The organism is Thermoactinomyces sp. DSM 45891 (assembly GCF_900119485.1).
Classification (GTDB): domain Bacteria; phylum Bacillota; class Bacilli; order Thermoactinomycetales; family Thermoactinomycetaceae; genus Baia.
The window spans coordinates 36,929-55,389 of the sequence record NZ_FPJZ01000011.1 but is presented as its reverse complement, the minus strand read 5'-3'; the positions used below and the strand labels follow the sequence as shown (position 1 = coordinate 55,389).

The 18,461-nt window shown below is 39.2% G+C and carries 17 protein-coding genes and 1 pseudogene; 10 read left to right on the top strand and 8 right to left on the bottom strand.

Features of this window, described 5'->3' with window-relative positions; genetic code table 11:
- Positions 1-705, bottom strand: a 705-nt coding sequence (locus tag BT147_RS15550; protein WP_502688565.1) for an alpha-helical endospore appendage domain-containing protein, incomplete at its 3' end; no start/stop codon positions are given.
- Between the two features lie 374 nt (positions 706-1,079).
- Between BT147_RS15550 and BT147_RS10010 the strand changes: the two genes are divergently transcribed.
- On the top strand, positions 1,080-3,464 hold the full coding sequence (locus tag BT147_RS10010; protein WP_177239782.1) for a glucan 1,4-alpha-glucosidase: 2,385 nt from the start codon (positions 1,080-1,082) through the stop codon (positions 3,462-3,464).
- A 161-nt stretch (positions 3,465-3,625) separates the two neighbouring features.
- On the opposite strand, the gene BT147_RS10005 is transcribed toward BT147_RS10010, so the two are convergent.
- The 3 genes from BT147_RS10005 to BT147_RS09995 are packed head-to-tail and all read right to left on the bottom strand — an operon-like array spanning position 3,626 to position 6,838.
- Positions 3,626-4,762, bottom strand: a complete 1,137-nt coding sequence (locus tag BT147_RS10005) for a cation:proton antiporter (protein ID WP_072334520.1) — start codon at positions 4,760-4,762, stop codon at positions 3,626-3,628.
- Positions 4,763-4,815: 53 nt separating this feature from the next.
- Positions 4,816-5,472: a potassium channel family protein gene (locus BT147_RS10000; protein WP_072334517.1), complete on the bottom strand. Its 657-nt coding sequence runs from the start codon at positions 5,470-5,472 to the stop codon at positions 4,816-4,818.
- Positions 5,473-5,500: 28 nt separating this feature from the next.
- The gene (locus BT147_RS09995; RefSeq protein WP_072334515.1) at positions 5,501-6,838 is read right to left on the bottom strand and encodes a TrkH family potassium uptake protein; all 1,338 of its coding nucleotides are present in this window, start codon (positions 6,836-6,838) and stop codon (positions 5,501-5,503) included.
- Positions 6,839-7,452: 614 nt separating this feature from the next.
- Between BT147_RS09995 and BT147_RS09990 the strand changes: the two genes are divergently transcribed.
- Complete coding sequence (locus BT147_RS09990; RefSeq protein ID WP_072334512.1) at positions 7,453-8,166, top strand: aspartate/glutamate racemase family protein; 714 nt, start codon at positions 7,453-7,455, stop codon at positions 8,164-8,166.
- A gap of 232 nt (positions 8,167-8,398) precedes the next feature.
- On the opposite strand, the gene BT147_RS15545 is transcribed toward BT147_RS09990, so the two are convergent.
- Positions 8,399-8,554: a hypothetical protein gene (locus BT147_RS15545; protein ID WP_177239780.1), complete on the bottom strand. Its 156-nt coding sequence runs from the start codon at positions 8,552-8,554 to the stop codon at positions 8,399-8,401.
- 555 nt (positions 8,555-9,109) lie between these two features.
- On the opposite strand from BT147_RS15545, the gene BT147_RS15880 reads away from it, so the two are divergent.
- Both BT147_RS15880 and BT147_RS09985 read left to right on the top strand, forming a co-directional pair.
- Positions 9,110-9,331 carry a hypothetical protein gene (locus BT147_RS15880; protein WP_286119329.1) on the top strand — a complete coding sequence of 74 codons (222 nt, stop codon included), beginning with the start codon at positions 9,110-9,112 and terminating at the stop codon, positions 9,329-9,331.
- Positions 9,228-10,709, top strand: a complete 1,482-nt coding sequence (locus BT147_RS09985; protein ID WP_286119328.1) for a recombinase family protein — start codon at positions 9,228-9,230, stop codon at positions 10,707-10,709. Before BT147_RS15880 ends, BT147_RS09985 begins: the two co-directional genes overlap by 104 nt.
- 67 nt (positions 10,710-10,776) lie before the next feature.
- Here BT147_RS09985 and BT147_RS09980 read toward each other — a convergent pair whose 3' ends face one another.
- Both BT147_RS09980 and BT147_RS09975 read right to left on the bottom strand, forming a co-directional pair.
- Entirely contained in the window at positions 10,777-11,358 is a 582-nt protein-coding gene (locus tag BT147_RS09980) for a hypothetical protein (protein WP_072334506.1), read from the bottom strand.
- Between the two features lie 17 nt (positions 11,359-11,375).
- On the bottom strand, positions 11,376-12,029 hold the full coding sequence (locus BT147_RS09975; RefSeq protein ID WP_072334503.1) for a glycosyltransferase domain-containing protein: 654 nt from the start codon (positions 12,027-12,029) through the stop codon (positions 11,376-11,378).
- 346 nt (positions 12,030-12,375) lie between these two features.
- Here BT147_RS09975 and BT147_RS09965 point away from each other — a divergent pair, with 346 nt between their 5' ends.
- Positions 12,376-13,962 (top strand): immune inhibitor A domain-containing protein, encoded by a 1,587-nt coding sequence (locus BT147_RS09965; RefSeq protein WP_072334497.1) that lies wholly within the window; start codon positions 12,376-12,378, stop codon positions 13,960-13,962.
- Between the two features lie 87 nt (positions 13,963-14,049).
- Positions 14,050-14,481 carry a ferritin-like domain-containing protein gene (locus BT147_RS09960; RefSeq protein WP_072334494.1) on the top strand — a complete coding sequence of 144 codons (432 nt, stop codon included), beginning with the start codon at positions 14,050-14,052 and terminating at the stop codon, positions 14,479-14,481.
- Positions 14,482-14,567: 86 nt separating this feature from the next.
- Here the strand turns inward: BT147_RS09960 and BT147_RS09955 are convergent, their stop codons facing one another.
- Entirely contained in the window at positions 14,568-15,164 is a 597-nt protein-coding gene (locus tag BT147_RS09955; protein ID WP_072334491.1) for a class I SAM-dependent methyltransferase, read from the bottom strand.
- 212 nt (positions 15,165-15,376) lie between these two features.
- Here BT147_RS09955 and BT147_RS09950 point away from each other — a divergent pair, with 212 nt between their 5' ends.
- The 4 genes and pseudogenes from BT147_RS09950 to BT147_RS15540 all read left to right on the top strand — a co-directional run.
- The gene (locus BT147_RS09950; protein WP_072334488.1) at positions 15,377-15,856 is read left to right on the top strand and encodes a DUF2975 domain-containing protein; all 480 of its coding nucleotides are present in this window, start codon (positions 15,377-15,379) and stop codon (positions 15,854-15,856) included.
- 29 nt (positions 15,857-15,885) lie between these two features.
- Positions 15,886-16,005 (top strand): annotated as a pseudogene (locus BT147_RS15095) (helix-turn-helix domain-containing protein); the annotation flags it as partial.
- Positions 15,986-17,113, top strand: coding sequence for an alkene reductase (locus BT147_RS09940; protein ID WP_072334485.1), 1,128 nt, complete (start codon positions 15,986-15,988; stop codon positions 17,111-17,113). The pseudogene BT147_RS15095 and the gene BT147_RS09940, both read left to right, overlap by 20 nt.
- Before the next feature lie 672 nt (positions 17,114-17,785).
- Positions 17,786-18,461: alpha-helical endospore appendage domain-containing protein (locus BT147_RS15540; protein ID WP_177239778.1), on the top strand; the 676-nt coding region annotated here is incomplete at its 3' end.

Sequence of the window (18,461 nt, the reverse complement as noted above, 5' to 3'; positions counted from 1 at the left end):
GCCTTGAGGTCCCGTAGCCCCAGTAAGGCCTAGTGCTTCAACAATTGCTTTAACGATACCTGCAATGGGTCCCGTAGTTCCAGTAGGTACTTCTAAACTCACATTAGCAGAACCCGGGGTTACTGCAATTTCTAACGTATTGGATATAACGTTTAGTGTATCGCCTAAACCGAGTGGAACATTTCCGTCTGCTCCTGAATTCCCTTGTACTAAAAATAGGAAATCACCTGTAGTAAAAGATCCTGTCGGTCCTTGAGGCCCTGTGGCGCCTTGAGATCCTGTAGTCCCCGCTGTCCCTGTAGCTCCCGTTGGTCCTTGGGGCCCTGTGGCTCCCTGTGGTCCAGGAGGTCCGCCTGATGGACCTGTAGGCCCTGTGGCTCCTGCAGCCCCCGTCGGTCCTCTCGTGACATCTGTTCCTAACACATTTTCTAACTTCTCATTTAAAATCCACTCTTTCTTTCCAATCACATTGATTGTGTCACGAACACTACTATTTATTGCAAGCAAGTCGCTAATGGAGGGCTGAAAGGTGGTGGATACTCCGGGGAGAGTTCCGAGAACGTACTGGAGCTTTTCGCCCTCAGCATTAATAATATGACTTAAGCCTAGTTCTTCTAACGCAATGGATGATAATAGTAAGTTTACTGCGTCTTCTCTTGTAATGGAAATATTGGGGCTAATGTTAGGTACATTAGGGAGTGACATAATGATCCCCCTTACGAATTATTTTATGAGATGTCTGGCATCCCCTCGTTGGGGATGTGTAACGGATTCGCAAGCCTCCCAAAACCTACAAGTTCACCGGTGAGTAGTTGACATCATTGATTCTGAAAACGATATCTGTGCTAATGCCCTTATATTCAATAATATTGGGTTGATTAAAAAATGGTGATACAAAAATAAAGATCCTGCTAAAAAAGTCGGATATGATATCAGATAATCTCGTTTTTTGTGGGTATCATCAATGGGATGACAGTTCATACTACTAAATCGGGAGGGGAATACAACTAGTATAAAGAATTTGTTCACTTGAAAAACGAAAAAATTAAAAGGTAGTTATGAAGAGAGGGGATAGAATGTTGCGTGGAAATAAAATGATTCCGTGGATAATTATTATTATCGTTATATTGGTAATTAATCCAATAGTAGGACTAGCTGAAACAACAGAAGCTCCAGGGCATCCAGGAGAGCGAGCAGCTTGGACAACGGGTCAAAAGCAAGGAGTAGGTACAGCGGCTAATACTAACTCTAAAACATGGTATACCTTATCAGAAGGTGTACTTAGTGAAGTATACTACCCACGGGTAGATATCGCGAATATTCGTCAAATGGAGTTTTTGGTGACCGATGGAAGAACGTTTATCCATCGGGAAACGGCAGATATGGATCATCGGGTGAGATTGATGGACGAAAAAGCACTTGTTTACCAGCAGATCAATACCGATCGAAAGAAGAGGTATCGTCTGACAAAAACGTATGTAACGGATCCTGTTAGGAATTCAGTTGTAATCCGTGTGGACTTTGAATCATTGGATAACAGAGATTATCAATTATTTGCGATGTTAGATACCTCAATTGGAAACGATGGAGGAGGGGACAAGGGAGGAACAAAGAATGGGACTTTTGTTGCTTCGGATAAGAATATTTCTACTGCTTGGGCTTCGTCAATAGGATTTGGAAAAATGTCGACGGGTTATGTGGGTGTAAGTGATGGCTGGACTGATCTACAGGATCGAAGAATGGATTGGACTTACACGAGTGCGGATGATGGTAATATTGTCCATACCGCAGAAATTCCGCTGCAGAAAGGAAAACAGAACCAAAGTTTTACGATGTCCCTTGGTTTTGGGAATACAGAGCAAGAAGCGGTACAAACGGCTACTAAATCCTTATCGTCCTCCTTTACACAGATGATGGAGTTATACCAAGGAGAGTGGCACAAATATCTTACATCCATTCATCCTCCACGCAAACTAAGTGGGAAATTAAAACATCAATATTGGTCGGCAATTATGCAACTGAAAGCTCACGAAGATAAAACTTTCCGTGGAGCCAACATCGCTTCTCTGACTATACCTTGGGGGGAAGCTGTAAATGCTGATACGCCGGAAGTGGGAGGATATCATCTTGTCTGGGCAAGAGATCTTTATCAAGTAGCGACAGCTATGCAAGCAGCTGGGGATTCTGCTGCCGCCAAGCGCGCCCTTCGGTATCTATTAGAGGTACAACAGCAGGAAGATGGTTCTTTTCCGCAAAACTCGCGTATGGATGGCACCCCCTATTGGACAGGAATCCAGCTAGATCAGGTAGCCTATCCGCTGATTCTTGCATGGCAATTAGGAGAAACGGATCGAGAAACCTATGAAAACCATCTGAAGCCAGCTGCTGATTATATCGTAAACAGAGGTCCGAGCACACCACAAGAGCGATGGGAGGAAGAGATGGGTTACTCACCGTCCACAATTGCTGCCGAAATCGCAGGTCTTATCTGTGTAGCCGATATTGCTGAGGAAAATGGGGATCAGGCATCTGCTGATTTATATACTGGTGTAGCCGATGATTGGGCTAATAACATTGAGAAATGGACATTTACGAAGACAGGTGGTCATGGTGATGGGGAGTATTTTATTCGAATCGATCAAAATGGGAATCCCGATGATGGGGCGCCATTAGAAATAAATAATGGAGGGGGTACTTATGATGAGCGGAATATTGTTGATGGTGGATTTTTAGAGCTTGTTCGTCTAGGTGTGAAAGGACCTTTTGATCCATCGATCCTCGCTTCCCTTCCTGAATTGGATCAAACGATTAAAGTGAATACACCACATGGATCTATGTGGTACCGATACAATCATGATGGTTATGGTGAAAAAGAAGACGGTTCTCCCTACAATGGTACAGGGATGGGCCGACTATGGCCTATTTTAACTGGGGAACGTGGGGAGTACGAACTAGCTGCTGGTAAATCTGCGAATGCCCATCTACAAGCAATGGCTGGAGCTGCCAATGAAGGATTCCTCATACCAGAGCAAGTATGGGATCAATCCGACTCACCTAAACAAGGTCTTCAGTTTGGTGAAGGTACTGGGTCAGCAACACCCTTAGCGTGGTCAATGGCACAGTATGTTCGGCTCGCTCACTCTATTGAGGCAGGAGAACCGATAGAGAGGCCACGGATTGTGAAAGAGAGGTATGTAGATCAATTCATTCCTGTAGGACCAAAACTTACGATTGTCAATTCAATCTCCAGTTCTCGAAAGGAGGATACGGTTCGTGTGATGGGCTCTACAAACGGACAGAGGATAGTCATTCAAGGGCCATGGGGGATGAAGAAAGTAGAGGTTGTACAGGGGCGCTTTACAGTAGAGGTTCCTATGCCGAGAGATAGACATACTCTACGTTTTGTATCCATTGGCAAAAATGGAGGAACCACGCTAAAGGAAATTGAATACAGATCCCAATAGAAGGATGATTCACTACAGCCCTAGTAGGTGGTAGGCATCACCATTGGAATGATTCGGGTGGAGCATTATAACAAATAAGGGAGTGATCGAAAAGATCATTCTCTTATTTGTTATGACAAGGATTTGGAGAATGGTTGTTGTGATGAATCATACTCGACTGTTTATTCCTGGTGATTCGAGAATATTTTTTTAAGCAACGGTGGTGTGATAAGTGTTGTAAGAATTACAACCGTAACAATGGCTGTAAAATACTCTTGTTTAAGCAATTGTGAATCTAAGCCAATTGCCGCTATAATAAGGGCTACTTCACCCCTTGAAACCATTCCAGCGCCAATTCCCAAGGAAGAACGATTGTTAAAGCCTGTCATTCTCGCACCCAGACCAGCCCCTAACAACTTAGTTATGGTTGCAATGATGGTAAGAATGATAATAAACCATAGTTGACTTCCTACACCATCAAAGGAAACGGATAAACCAATGCTTACAAAAAATACGGGAACAAAAAAAGCATAGGCAATTGGCTCGATTTTCCGTTCAACCGATTGTCTAAAAGGAGTTTGTGAAATGGAGATTCCTGCTGCAAATGCTCCAATAATAGCAGCGACCCCTAAAGATTCCGCTAAGTAAGAGAAAAAGAAACAAATGATCAAGGCAGTACTAATGATAGACTCAGACACCCGCCAAGAACTGAACCTTTTCATCATCCATGGGACAACCTTCCATCCAATTAAACCTACAGATACAAAGAAGATCAACTTATTTAAAAGTACCATTCCAAGACTGACCTCTCCTGTGGTAAGAAAACTCATCATGACAGCTAAAGCAACCACGACTAAAATATCGTCTAAAACGGCTGCACCTAAAATAGTAGTACTTTCTCGACTCTTTAACTGACCTAACTCCTTTAGGGTCTGAGCAGAAATGCTAACAGACGTGGCGGATAACAACAAACCTAGAAAAAAAGCATGAGACTGATTCATTCCAAAACCTAATCCTGCGAGGTATCCTCCTAATAGAGGCAAGATAATCCCACCTACTGCGACAGCAAAGGAAGAGTTGCGATTTTGATTTAATGACTTTATATCCGTTTCCAAACCAGCAATAAACATCAGTAAGATAACCCCAACTTCACTAATTTGCTCGATCATTTCTGAGTCTTCAATCCAACCCAATACAGCCGGACCAATAACAATACCAATAACGAGCTTTCCTAGCACAGCAGGCTGACCGAACTTTATACTTATTTCACCCGCTATTTTCGTAGCGAGTAAAATAATTAGGATCTTTACAAATAACATATGTACACCTCGATTCAAAGTTAAAGAAAATAACACAGACGGCGAAAGATCCATTATGCCAAATCGGTAAACTTATCCAAGTCCTGATTTGCACCAACCACTACCAATACATCTTCTGCTCCAAGGACTTTCGCCGGATTCGGAGAAATATCGATTTCCTCTCCAGTTCGAATAGCAATTACGTTTAGATTGTATTTAACACGTAAGTCGATTTCACGTAGATTTAAATCGACCATACAACGAGGGACTTTTACTTCTTCGATGCTATAGTCATGATCGAGCTTAAGAAAATTAAGTACATTGGGCGACATAAGATGATGTGCAACTCGTTCTCCCATATCGCGCTCGGGAAAGACGACCATATCTGCACCAATCTTGTATAGCACTTGAGCATGACGCCTATTTAATGCTTTTGCCACAACATAGTTGATTCCCAATTCTTTTAACACGAGTACGGTTAAGATACTTGCTTGAATATCATCGCCTATTGCGACAATGACAGTATCGAAGCTTCGGATTCCGATCGCTTTAAGAGTTTCTTCATCTGTAGAATCAGCGATCACTGTGTGAGAAACTTGATTTACTAACTCTTCAATAGGAGATTCATAGATATCAATTGCTAATACTTCATTTCCCTCTCGATATAAAGTGGTTGCGACACTTGATCCAAAACGACCTAATCCGATCACTGCATAGTTTTTTTCTTGCATGAAAGATCTCCTTTTTCTGCTTCTGATGTTATCCGATCATGATATTGCCTTCTGGATAGCGATAGGGATCACGCTTGCGATTTTGAGCCAATGCAAAAGCGATCGTCAGTATACCTACTCGTCCAGCAAACATGGTAAAAATAATAATCATTTTCCCAGCTATGGATAGGTTTGGGGTTAGTCCCATGGATAAGCCAACTGTCCCAAAAGCAGAGGTAGCTTCAAATAAAATCATCAAAAAGTCATTGCCTTTTTCTGTAATAGTCAAAAGCATCGCGACACCTACTACAATGGCAAACCCACAACTTGCTACTGCTAATGAACGATAGATCAAATCATACGGGATTCGTCGCCTATAGAAAGTAACGTCTTCCTTTCCTTTAATCTGCGACTTCACAGCCCCTAGTAGAACGGAGAAGGTACTGGTTTTAATTCCACCACCTGTTGATCCTGGAGAAGCTCCTATGAACATCAGAACGATCATGAGAAGTATCGATGATTGGGTGAGATCGGGGATGTTTAGAGTATTAGATCCAGCAGTACGTGGTGTAATGGCTTGATAAAAGGAACTAACTACTTTTCCTGTACCAGAAAGAGGTTGTAATGTCTTAGGATTTGTATATTCAAATAAAAACAGGAAGATCGTTCCTATAAGGATCAAGGCAATACTGACTACCAAAACCATCTTGCTATGCAACGAAATTCGCTTTGTTTGACGGTATTCGTACAACTCATTCAGTACAATAAAGCCAATGCCACCCAAGAAAATAAGGGTGCAAAGAATGATGCTCACGTAGGGATCACTAACATACCCAGTAAACCCTTGAAAACTTCCCATTATATCGAATCCTGCATTATTAAAATTAGAGATGGAGTGGAAAATGCCGAAATAAAGTGCCCTATCTAGGGGCATATCACTGACAAATCGTATTGTTAACAAGATAGCTCCTATCGCCTGTATAATAAAAGCAAAGAGAACGATCCGCTTTACTAAACTAACAATACCTTCTACTGATGATTTGTTTAGTGCTTCTTGCAATAATAAACGGTCCTGAAACGAAACCCGTTTCCCTAATAGAACCGCAAAAAAGGTAGCAAATGTCATAAAGCCCAGCCCGCCTACAAGGATAAGGATTAAGATAACCATCTGTCCGAAGAGAGTAAAGGTATCCCCTGTATCCACTACGACAAGACCTGTTACGCATGTAGCCGAAGTAGCGGTAAATAGAGAATCAATCCAAGCAAGTCCTTGTCCGTCTTTTGTGGCTAGGGGTAAGGTAAGAAGAAATGAACCCATAAAAATGATTAAGAAAAAGCCTGCTACTAATATCCTTGGTGGACTCCAATATTTTCTTTTTTGATTCATAATTAAACATCCTTATCATTAAAATGGCATATAGCATCGACATATAGTAGTATTTATCACTTCCCATCTTACATACGCAAAAAGAGTCTGACATGCAAGACCCACTACCTAAAATAGGCAGAAAAGTACCTTGTATGACAGACTCCTCCGATTTCAAATGTATTCATATACTAACCATTATAGTCCATAAACAAGAGTCGGGTAAAGTGGATTTCTTTTCAGAAACGACTACTCTAGCTGACTATCTTACAAAAGCAGTTTTTACATTTTGCTAACATTTCATATCCAGAAAAGTTCCGCATGATTTCGTTTGGATTATCAACATAGAAATAATGCATTTGAGCTATATTGTTTAATAAACCCTTCATTCATAATATAAACATACATAGTAAAAAATAAGGGATGATTTCGAAGGCTAGTATAGTTTCCTTTGGCGACACTTATATTATAAACCTATTTTCATTCAGCATGCTTTTGCATACTTGCAAGAGTAAATTATGGTAAAATATCTGGGAAACGAGAGTGCCGAAGCGCACATATATGTCGGTTACAACGTGTAGGTGCGAAATTCTGCACAAAAAACGTTAGTAGTAGACATTTATAAAGGAGCACATATGAAAACAATTGGATTAATCGGTGGTATGAGTTGGGAATCTTCTCTTCTTTACTATAAGCAATTCAACCAACTTACTAATAAAAAATTAGGAGGTCTTCATTCCTCTTCTTGTATCTTATACTCCTTAAACTTTGAAGAGATAGTTCAATTGCAAAAACAAGGGAAATGGGATGAAAGTGCCGCTATTTTGGCTAATGCAGCTGTGCAATTAGAAAGATCAGGAGCGGATGTTATCTTAATTGCTACCAACACCATGCATATCGTTGCACCTCAGGTTCAAGAGGCTATTTCCATTCCATTGCTGCACATTGTGGACGTAACAGCAGAGGCAATTCAAGTAAGCCAACTAAAAAAGGTGGGCTTGCTGGCAACCAAGTTCACGATGGAACAACCTTTCTATCGCGAGATTATGGAGAAAAAATATGGAATTGAAGTAATTGTTCCATCTGCTGAAGATCGTCAAGTAATACACGATATTATTTTTGAAGAACTATGTAAAGGACGAATACTGGAAGGCTCCAAACAGAAATATTTGACGGTTGTTGAGAAGTTAATAGCCTTAGGTGCAGAAGGAGTTATCTTAGGCTGTACGGAGATTCCGTTACTAATTAAGGCGGCTGATATAGACATCCCTATTTTTGATTCCACCATGCTACATGCTAGTAATGCGGTAGAGTTAGCATTGGGATTAAAACAACCAGTGTCCATATGACGTAGAAGTTATACGGGAAGGGGCTTTATCGATCCCTCACATGAATACGGACTTGAGTTAGGAAAACAACTCCCGGTAAAGGTATATTAGGTGTCCGCTTGAAAAGACGAGGACTTTCCAGCTCAGTGGAAAGTCCTCGTCTTGATATATACTCCTGTTCTTGCCATAATGCAAGCCGATTTTCATTGATATGGTATTTCCAAATTGTTGGTATCGTGAGTCCTATTTGTTCTTAGAGGGATTTATTTGGTATGTTTGGATGTTCTACTGTGGTTGTTTCTTCATGATGTTCTTGAGCTGTTTCTTGTATAAATACAGATATAGCAGATGCGTATGGGATCATAACTACAAATACAGTAATCACTATCTTGCCAATGGTATTTAACATAGTCTCCCATCTCCATCCTGTATAGTTCATTAGTCTTATTTTCATTATACACTCTTTTGCTCTCAATTTCTTGGTAGCTTTTGGATCTTTTTTTGTTTGTTAGTATATAATTTTATTCATCTAAAATATTAGTTGCAATTATGTTAAAAATACTTAATAATATATCTAGTGAAATATAATTTAAAAATGAAAGGGGAAAATAAATTTGGAAATTTTTGAACTTATATCAAAAATTGTTTCATCCGTTGGAGATGTCGTGAAAGCTGTAAGTTCTCTCGCTTCACTCATCGGTAGTTTGTTCGCGTAGTAGGTCCGATCAACAAAGAATCGACAGGTATCGATACATAGCTCCCAATCCGGGGGCTTTTTTGTTTGAGGTGGGAAAGATAGCCCGCGCGCTATCTATTTGCAGTTACTAGTACACACTCATCTAAAGGGTCAAGCTCATTCCGTCTCCATTACCTATTTAAGAAGCTCTCGTAGCATAATTTCTTTCTTAAACCTGTTCAAATTGACAAGCAGTGTTGGCATACCTATGTATCAGGGGGTGCTAAGATGCATGTGATGATGATTAAAGGAGATTATGCGCATCAAACCAGGTTGAATAGTTATCAATACCTTATTGATTTATATAGAAGGGAGCATATCAACATTGATCGGAATCTATGCACGGGTGAGTACCGAGGAACAGGCGAAACATGGGTTCAGCCTTCAGGATCAGGTGTCGGAATGCCGGAAGAAAGCGATGACTACGGAAGTGATGGAATACATAGATGAAGGGATATCTGGCGAGTTTCTGGACAGACCCGCATTAGGTAAGTTAAGAGAAGATGTTCGGAATGGATTCATCAAGAAAGTGATCTGTCTTGATCCAGACAGGTTATCGCGCAAACTGATGAATCAGCTATTAATAACAGATGAGTTTGATAAGCGTAATGTAGATCTAGTGTTCATAAATGGAGATTATGCCAAAACACCGGAAGGAAATTTATTCTATAGCATGCGCGGGGCGATTTCAGAATTTGAAAAAGCAAAGATTAATGAACGAATGAGTAGAGGAAGACGTGCGAAGGCAAAGCAAGGACGTGTTCTCCGGGATTTTCAGATATATGGATATGACTACGATAAGCAAACAGAACAAATTATTGTGAATGAAGCAGAAGAAAGAGTTGTGAAGCTTATTTTTCATATGTTTACGACTCCCAATGAGATCCAAGGGATTAACGGAATTGCGAAGTACTTAACAGAACGAGGAATTCCTACGAAAAAAGGAAGTAATATATGGCATAGGCAAGTAGTACGACAGATCCTACTAAATAAGGCATATATTGGTGAATTTTATCAGAATCGTTGGAATACAGAAGGGATGTTAGCTAATAGGCATAGGGGATCAAGGGATCGTATTTCTGCCCGCATTAGACCCAAAGAAGAGTGGATACGGATGAATTGCCCGAGAATCATAGAGGATGATACCTTCTCTCATGCGCAAAGATTGTTGGACGAATCAAGAAGAAGGTGGGCAAAGCAAAGCAAAAATCAATATCTATTGAGCGGGCTATTACGATGTGGGGAATGCCATAATACGATGACTGGACGAGTATCAAAAAACTGGGGAAAGAAGGTTGCAGAGTATACGGATAAAAAAAATTACTCTGGAGCCAAACACTCAGGGTGTGGTAGAAAGGTTAAGTGTGAAGAGCTAGATCAACAAGTTTGGGAGCAAATCGTAGCATGGCTGAATCAACCTGATGAAATTTCAGCGGCAGCAGAACAATTAGCCGGAGACGAAATGTTTAAATCTTTTGATGAAGTAGAGATAGAGCGTATGGAAAAAGAGATAACAAAGATCAAGTCGGGTAGAAAGAGGTTGTTTAAGTTGTTAAATGAAGAACCCGATTTGGAAGAAGAGATTAGAGCTGAGATTCGAGAACTAAAGCAAAAGGAGGAACATTTGACGGAGAAATTAGCTATGTTAAAAGGGAAACAACTAGATCAGATAGGCTTGAAAAATTCATTTGAACTGATTAAACAGGCATCGGAATATTACCTAAAGGAAGCAGAAAATCTTGCGTTTGAAGATAAGAAGGAGTTAACAAGGCAGATTGTAAGAGAGATTTTGGTGTATGAGGACCGGGTAGAGATTTATTTGTTTTAGACATTAAAGAGCAATGGTTCTAGATCTAGAACCATTGCTCTTTAATGTCTAAAATATAAATAGGGAATTATACAACCAAATATAATCTTAATTTCATAACATTTGATAGGAAATGTTTTTCTGCAAAAAAAGTATCACAGTACACTTTTTCAACTTCCCGATCACAGTCATGCACTATTACGTGAGTATTATAGCTTTGTGAAGCAAGCCATGACGCCATATAAATACTCTGCATTCTTCCAGGTGTTTCATCGCTATACCCCACTGGCGCATCAACAAAGATAATATCCCATTTTTTGGTTAAAATTTCTTTAGGCAAATCCATCTCTAACTTTTTATGATCATTCAACAATTCCATATATTGATTCCTTTTAGTTCCGTATTTTACCAACTCAACCTCTATATTAGGTATTTCCTCTTTTATACGATTAAAAAATATTGGATTGTCCTCAATAAAAACCGTTTTACCATTCTTATTTAGTTCAGACCATAACTGACTATCTTTCCCTACACCAAATATTAATATATTACAAGGTTTCCTCATTTTGATTATCTTTGCTACGGTCAAATACTCTTCTACTGATAACTGTCCAGGGTTTATCTCAACAAGTCGACGGATTTTATCCAACAAATGCTTATCCTCTTGCAATTATGATCTCTCCTTTATCATCTATGAGGCTTTATATCGAAATAATCTTTTAATGTACCCCATTCAAATTGTTTATAATTCATTAGATTCTTCCATACTATATAATTAAAACTTAATTGATCTCTTTTACTATAATTGACAACTTCATTCCACCAATCCTCCATCAAGTTAATTATCATAGGATGATTGTGTTGTCGTAAAATTACACCAGACGCAATAAGGCCATTATGGATTGGATATTTTATTTTTTTGTATTTCTCTATCTGCTTTCTCATAATCTGTGGAGTATCTTTTTTTAGAGCTTCACATGCTGATTCCTCATCATAGATGCAATTCCGATTAGGGTGATTAAATACTATTAGAGGATGGCTACTAAGAAAGTCAATTAAGGGGTAGATAGGTTTTTTCATAACCATATTTCCATCCATCCAGATACTATATTTGTATTGACGCAAAAAACGATGAGGAAGAATTTTATATTGTCTGGCGAATCTAGTAGAGTCCATAAACAATCTCTTTGTTTTTATTATTTTCCATGTAGCAGAAGTTACATTTGGGTTATCTGTAAATAATACATAGTCAATATTAGGCTCTCTAATGTGAATTTCCTTGACAGTTTCATAATTGCCCATGATAGCAGTGTACACTACTATTTTATTCCCTTTGTACACATCAACAACACTCCTTCGTCCATCTTATGAAACTATAAATAGAATTGTTCACAGTTATTCATAGATTGGGATTCCAGTAGAGTACAGAGATGTAAAGAATATATTTGAACACATGCACCACTGTTGTTATAAGAATAGAGATCTTAATGCATCTACGGTCCTTAAAAAAAGCACGTAAGGATGTATCGCTCCACGATCCGATTGGGACTGATAAAGAGGGTAATGAGTTTACACTAGTGGGTTATCTGTGTTTTTCCAAGAACTTTTATTTTTTATTCAACCTTTATGTTATCTGCATTCTATATTTATAGGTACCTATTAAAATAAAATGCAGGAGGGAATATAAATGAATATCTATAAAAAAGTTGTAGGCATGCTTTCCATAGCTTTAGTAGTGACGGTGCCAATAGGTGTAGTAAATGCAAATGATCAAAAGGACAAGCACGGAGTTGATACCTCTACTGAATTTGGGAGAAAGGTTGAAAAGAACCTATTATCCATTCAGAAGCAGGCCTTAGAGAAAAAGAACACGTCGAATTTCCATAAAACAGAGGCACACACGGATTATATGGCTGTCTCCTTAATTGAGTTCCAGAATTTAAAGCACAATCAAATTAAACCCACAACAAAAGAAACTTTCTACACGAAAGATTTTAATCCGAATCACTATAAGGATATGTTCTTTCAATCTGGTGCCTACCGGACACCTGAAGGAATTAGTATGCCTTCCATGAATCAGTTTTATAAAGAACAGTCGGGAGACACTTGGTCTATGCAAGGGACAGTAGTTCCATGGGTACAGGCGAAAAATAATAAGGAATATTATGGAATAAGTGGGGAATTTGAGGACTTTGATGGGTTTAAGGAATTAGCCAAAGAAACCCTAGAACAAGTAGGTCAAACGATCAAAGGAAATGAGAAAAAATACGACCAGAGGGATCCCTATGATTTAGATGGAGATGGAAACGTCATGGAGCCGGATGGTTTATTGGATAATCTTACAGTTGTAGTAGCAGGATCTAACGATGATCTATATGTAGTACCTCATCAAGGGACATTGAAAGAACCTGTGCAAATACCCGGGACTTCCCTGAAAGCCTACTCATATATGATGGCTCCGGAAGATACCCCTGTTGGTACCTTTACACATGAGTATGGTCATAATTTGGGCTTGCCAGATCTATATAACCAATCCGAAAAAGGAGGAAGCCTAGTAGGGAATTGGTCATTAATGGATTTTGGTGCATCAAATGGAAAAATATCTGGAACTGAGCCAGTCGAATTTAATCCGCAGTCAAAATTATTTCTTCAAGCTACTTATGGTGGTAATTGGATTAAGCCAATCGAAGTCGATCTTAATGATTTGAAAGAAAAGAAAGAAATTCTGTTAGACGAAGCCGTTAGCAAGAATTCTGCTCGCAAGGTAATCAAAGTAAACCTCCCTTCAGTAGATAAAGAAGGAAAGAAATATCCCCGCTATTATTTGATTGAATGGAGAAGTCACAATGGATTGGATAAAGGGCTTCAACATACATTTATGGGACCCACCTATGACCCAGGAATGGTGGTTTGGTACTATGATGGTAGTTACAATCAAAAGAACAATTATGGAATGGTTGGTGTTGTTGATGCCCACCCACAAACTCAGTATTGGAACAATGATAAGTCAAAACCAGCTGATAATACATTTCAACTTGCCGATGCAGCCTTTGGTCTAAGTAAAACAACTCCCCTTAAGGTAGAAACGTATATGGGGAAAATAGACTCTCCTTCCCAAGAAGGGATTCCTATCTTTAACGATCAAAACCATTATTCCCTGCAAGGGATGGAAAGCATCGGGGATATGCTACCTAAATTAGGTCTCCAATTTAAGGTCAGCAAAGTAAGAAATGGTGGGCACGGCTCTACCATTGAAATCTCTAAAACGAAGTAGAACGACGACTAAGTGAGGAGACTTGCATGATTTTCAAACAATTGGGTACTGTAAAAAAGAACCATCACAGAAAAAGGAGCCCATATCATGGATGTGAAACGGCAAGAACTAATCGACGGACTTAATGAAGATTTAGCTCACGAACTGGGAGCGATTCATCAATATATCTATAATGCTTCCACTGTGTCGGGATTGGCTCGACTAACATTAAAGGACTTCTTTTTAACAGAAGCACAAGATGAAATGCTACATGCCCAGTACTTAGCAGAGAAAATTGCTACCCTTGGTGGGGACCCTATCTTAACAGCTCCACCTGTCCAGATAACTCATGATGTAAAAGGTATGCTTCAAATTACTTTGCAGGCAGAAGTAGATACGATTGCTAGGTATATAAAACGGATGGAGCAAGCAGAAGCACTTCAAGAAATTGAATTAAAATTAAAACTAGAAGATATGATTGCTAATGAAACCAATCATAAGGAAGAAATCGAGCGTCTTTTAGAAGATCCTCGATTGTAAGCACTGAGATAAGGCTACCTACTTTGTTTAAAACACAAAGTGGATAGCCTTATTTTATCGTGTTCTTCGACAATTTGTTCAGGGAATTACTTTGTACTACTAGCTATAAACATGGAGGCATCTTGATTCATGAAAATACGATTTCCATGATAAAAGGTCTTGATTTTAGTGGATTTGAATCCAACTTCGGATAATATTTTTTCAAGGAATTCATGTGTGAAACCATTATGAACCTTTTGGTGGTTAACTTTATCATTTTTGTCGAAATCAACCATGATTAGCTTACCACCATCATTCAAAATGCTAAACAATTCGTGCAAAATTTTTTTAGTCTCTGGAATATGAAGAAGAACTAATGACATTACAACTATATCTGTCTTAAGCTGAGGGACACCTTTAGTAAAGTCTGAGAGGAGTACTTTTGAGTTGGTAATTCCCTTCTTGGGAATTTTAGTTTTCGCGATCTCCAACATCTGTTTTGATGAATCCACCAATAAAACAGAGTCTACTAAGTCGGATAGTTCTAAGCCTATTAGACCCGTACCACTCCCATAGTCTATCAATGATTTTGATTTACTATGTTGTAATTCCGTTCTTACTTCCCTAAGTATAACGTTAGCCAATTCAATTCGTTCTTCTGTATCATATTTCCTTGCTATCTGTTCAAAAACATTATCTTCCATATTCTATTCCCCTCTAGCTTAAGCATTATAGTAGCTCTATGAAAAAACGATGTAAGGTTTCCGTCTATTTTCAGACGAGTGTTCTGTCCATTATACAATACTTAGCAATCAAAATATAACTTAAAAAGATAATCATTTATTGATAAACAATAAATTAGATGGTAAAATTAGTATTACTAAATTAGTATGGCTAAATAGGTGAGGTGCTTTTTATGAAGCGAGCATCAACTCTCTTTTTAAGAATAGCTGTTTTTATGATAGGGCTTCCTATTCTTGTTCTATGTATATTCTCAGTGCCTAAAATGGCGCATTTCGCAGCTACATTGTATCCCAATTTTGCTTCTATTAAATATCTCGTTTTCATCGTGATGTATGGAGCGGCGATCCCTTTTTACTTTGCTCTATATCAAGCGTTTCATCTTCTACAGTACATTGACGAGAACAAAGCATTCTCAGCGTTGTCCATTAAATCTTTAAAGAACATACAGCGTAGTGCGATTGCAATCAGCGGTCTGTATGTATTAGGTTTGCCTCTCTTTCATTTTATAGGGAGAAAAGTTGACCCTCCTGTCGGATTAGTAGGAGTCATTATCGTTCTTGCTTCGTTAATGATTGCCGTCTTTGTTACGATCACGAAACGGCTTTTACAAGAAGTGATTCGCATAAAATCAGAAAATGATTTGACAGTCTGAGGTGGAGAATATGGGCATCATCATTCAATCGGCTTTCCACCTTAGAGGCAGTTTGCAGAGTATTAGAGTGTCAACAGGGAGATATTTTAGAATATCGAATGGAGAAAGCGATCCAAGGGGGGAATCAAGATGACAAGTTCAAATCATAAAGTAGCAAGTATTTTTGAAAGAACTAATATAAATGATGGCGGTTCCTTGCGATGCATTGAGGATACGAAGTTATTTGATCCGATTCAAATTGGGGCATGGTCTCTTCGTAATCGTATAGCGATGGCACCGATGACAAGGTGTTTTGCAAATGATGAGACTGGGGTAGTTGGTTCTGAGGTGGTTGAGTATTACCGAAAGCGAGCAGCTGATGGTATTGGATTAATTATTACAGAGGGAATTGTCATTAGTCCGAGAGCCAAAGGGAATCCCGGGGTACCAGGTATTTACACGAAAGAACAAATTGATTCTTGGAAACCCGTTACAGAGGCAGTACATAAAGAAGGTGGGACGATTATTGCTCAAATATGGCATGTGGGGCGTATGAGTCATCATCAACTAGCTGGTGGGAAAATGCCACAAGCACCTTCAGCGATCGCGGCAAAAGGTGATGTTCCACGCTTTAGAAAGCCATATGATATACCAGAAAAAATGACCCTAGATGATATACAAGAAGTAATCAATCAATACGCACAAGCTGCAAAAAATGCGATGGAAGCTGGCTTTGATGGTGTAGAAATTCACGGTGCACATGGATATTTAATCGATCAATTTACCTATGAATTCGCAAATGAGCGAATTGATCAATACGGCGGTGATTTAAAACAACGGTTAACATTTATGAAAGAAGTCGTTCGAGCTGTAATCGAGGCGATTGGAGCAGATAAAACTCTGTTGCGCTTCTCAGCTCTTAAAGGGGATAATCCTACTTATATGTGGGGTAATCCTGAAGAAGCGATTGAAACATTTGTAAATATGTTTAGGGAAGTTGGTTTAATGATGATTCATCCTTCGACAATGGATTATACACAAGTTATTTCGGAGGGAAAGAATTTTCATCAATTGGTAAGGAAGTATTGGGATGGGATTATGGTAGGAGTAGGTGGTTTGAACCCGAAAGAGGCAGAGACATCATTGCAGGAAGGCACAATCGATGTAGCAGCGTTTGGCAGACCGTTAATTGCTAATCCAGATTTTGTTCATCGATTGAAACATGGAGAAAGCTTCGTAGAATATGATGCGAAGGTACATCTTACTACATTAGTGTGAACTAGAGGAGCTATCTCTGCATTCAAAGAGATAGCTCCTTAATTGGTTTTATGTGATCATTTGTGATATTTTCTTTTCTGATGTTTGTTGCTTAGTTGTTTCGGAGTGAGTCTTTTGAATCGTTTTATCAGATACATTTCCGGACTGAGTCTTTTCGGTAACTTTCCCAGGTGTTGTTCCTTCATCCGATAAATTTCTTATCAAATTAGACTATTATTCTGGAGTCATAGCCAAGGTGGATAATGGTGTGTTGTTGTAGTAGTGGTGCCCATGCTATCAAATTTAAAATTTGAAGGAAGAAAGCAACAGAAAAACTCCTTATCAATGATGGATTGGATCTTCTCGTAATCAAAAGGATTATCCAGCTTTATCTGTAAAGCCACACATAAAATTCACTTTCACATCTATAGAACTTTGAGTCATATAGACCTCCTAGTCGTATTAATATGTACTAATGTGAGTCGTCAACGATGTATTAGTATTTGCTAATGGATTAGTTAATACAGCAAGGATTCGATGTAGCCGCTAATGAAGGAAAGATGATTTACTCGCTAGGGAGAATTAAAGGAGCCCGACATACCAAACATTGATTTAGAGAATAAAGAAATCTTTTGTCTAGTTCGCGATCAAACCGTCATATATTGTTAATAGTTTATTGATAAGGAGGAAAAAATGTCACAATCAAATATACCTAATATTACCCCTAATATCACTCTAACAAGAGAAGATGCAGTCAATCTATTACTGTCATCTATTGCCCTAGAAGAGATAGGTCTCAGTCATATTCTGAATGCAGAGGGAGAAAAGCTACAATATATTTTAGGAACTTTACCCGGGGTGTCAACTACTTTTCAACCTTCGATTAGCGACTTACTCACGATCAATAGAAGCGTTCGCGATACGATTAATGTAATCGGGAAGAAAGAATGGATCCTAAATGAGAAGCTAGAAAATGTGTTAAACACAGATGTTACAAGGGGTCCTACGGGGTCCGCTGGAGCCACAGGGCCAACAGGGCCATCTGGAGGACCTCAAGGACCTGCAGGAGATACGGGACCCCAAGGACCTGCAGGTCCGTCGGGAGCGATTGGAATTTCAGGGGACACGGGACCTCAAGGACCGACGGGACCCCAAGGTCCAACCGGAACTTTTGTTACCGGTGATTTCTTATTTTTGGTTCAAGGAAACACAGGGGCAAGTGGAAGCATTCCACTTGGCTTTGGAGAGACGATTAACTTTATATCCGACACATTAGAGATTAATGTAACCCCTGGCTCCGCCAACGTGAGACTAGAAGTTCCTATGGGTCAAGATGGAGTAACAGGAGCAACCGGAGCCACTGGATTAG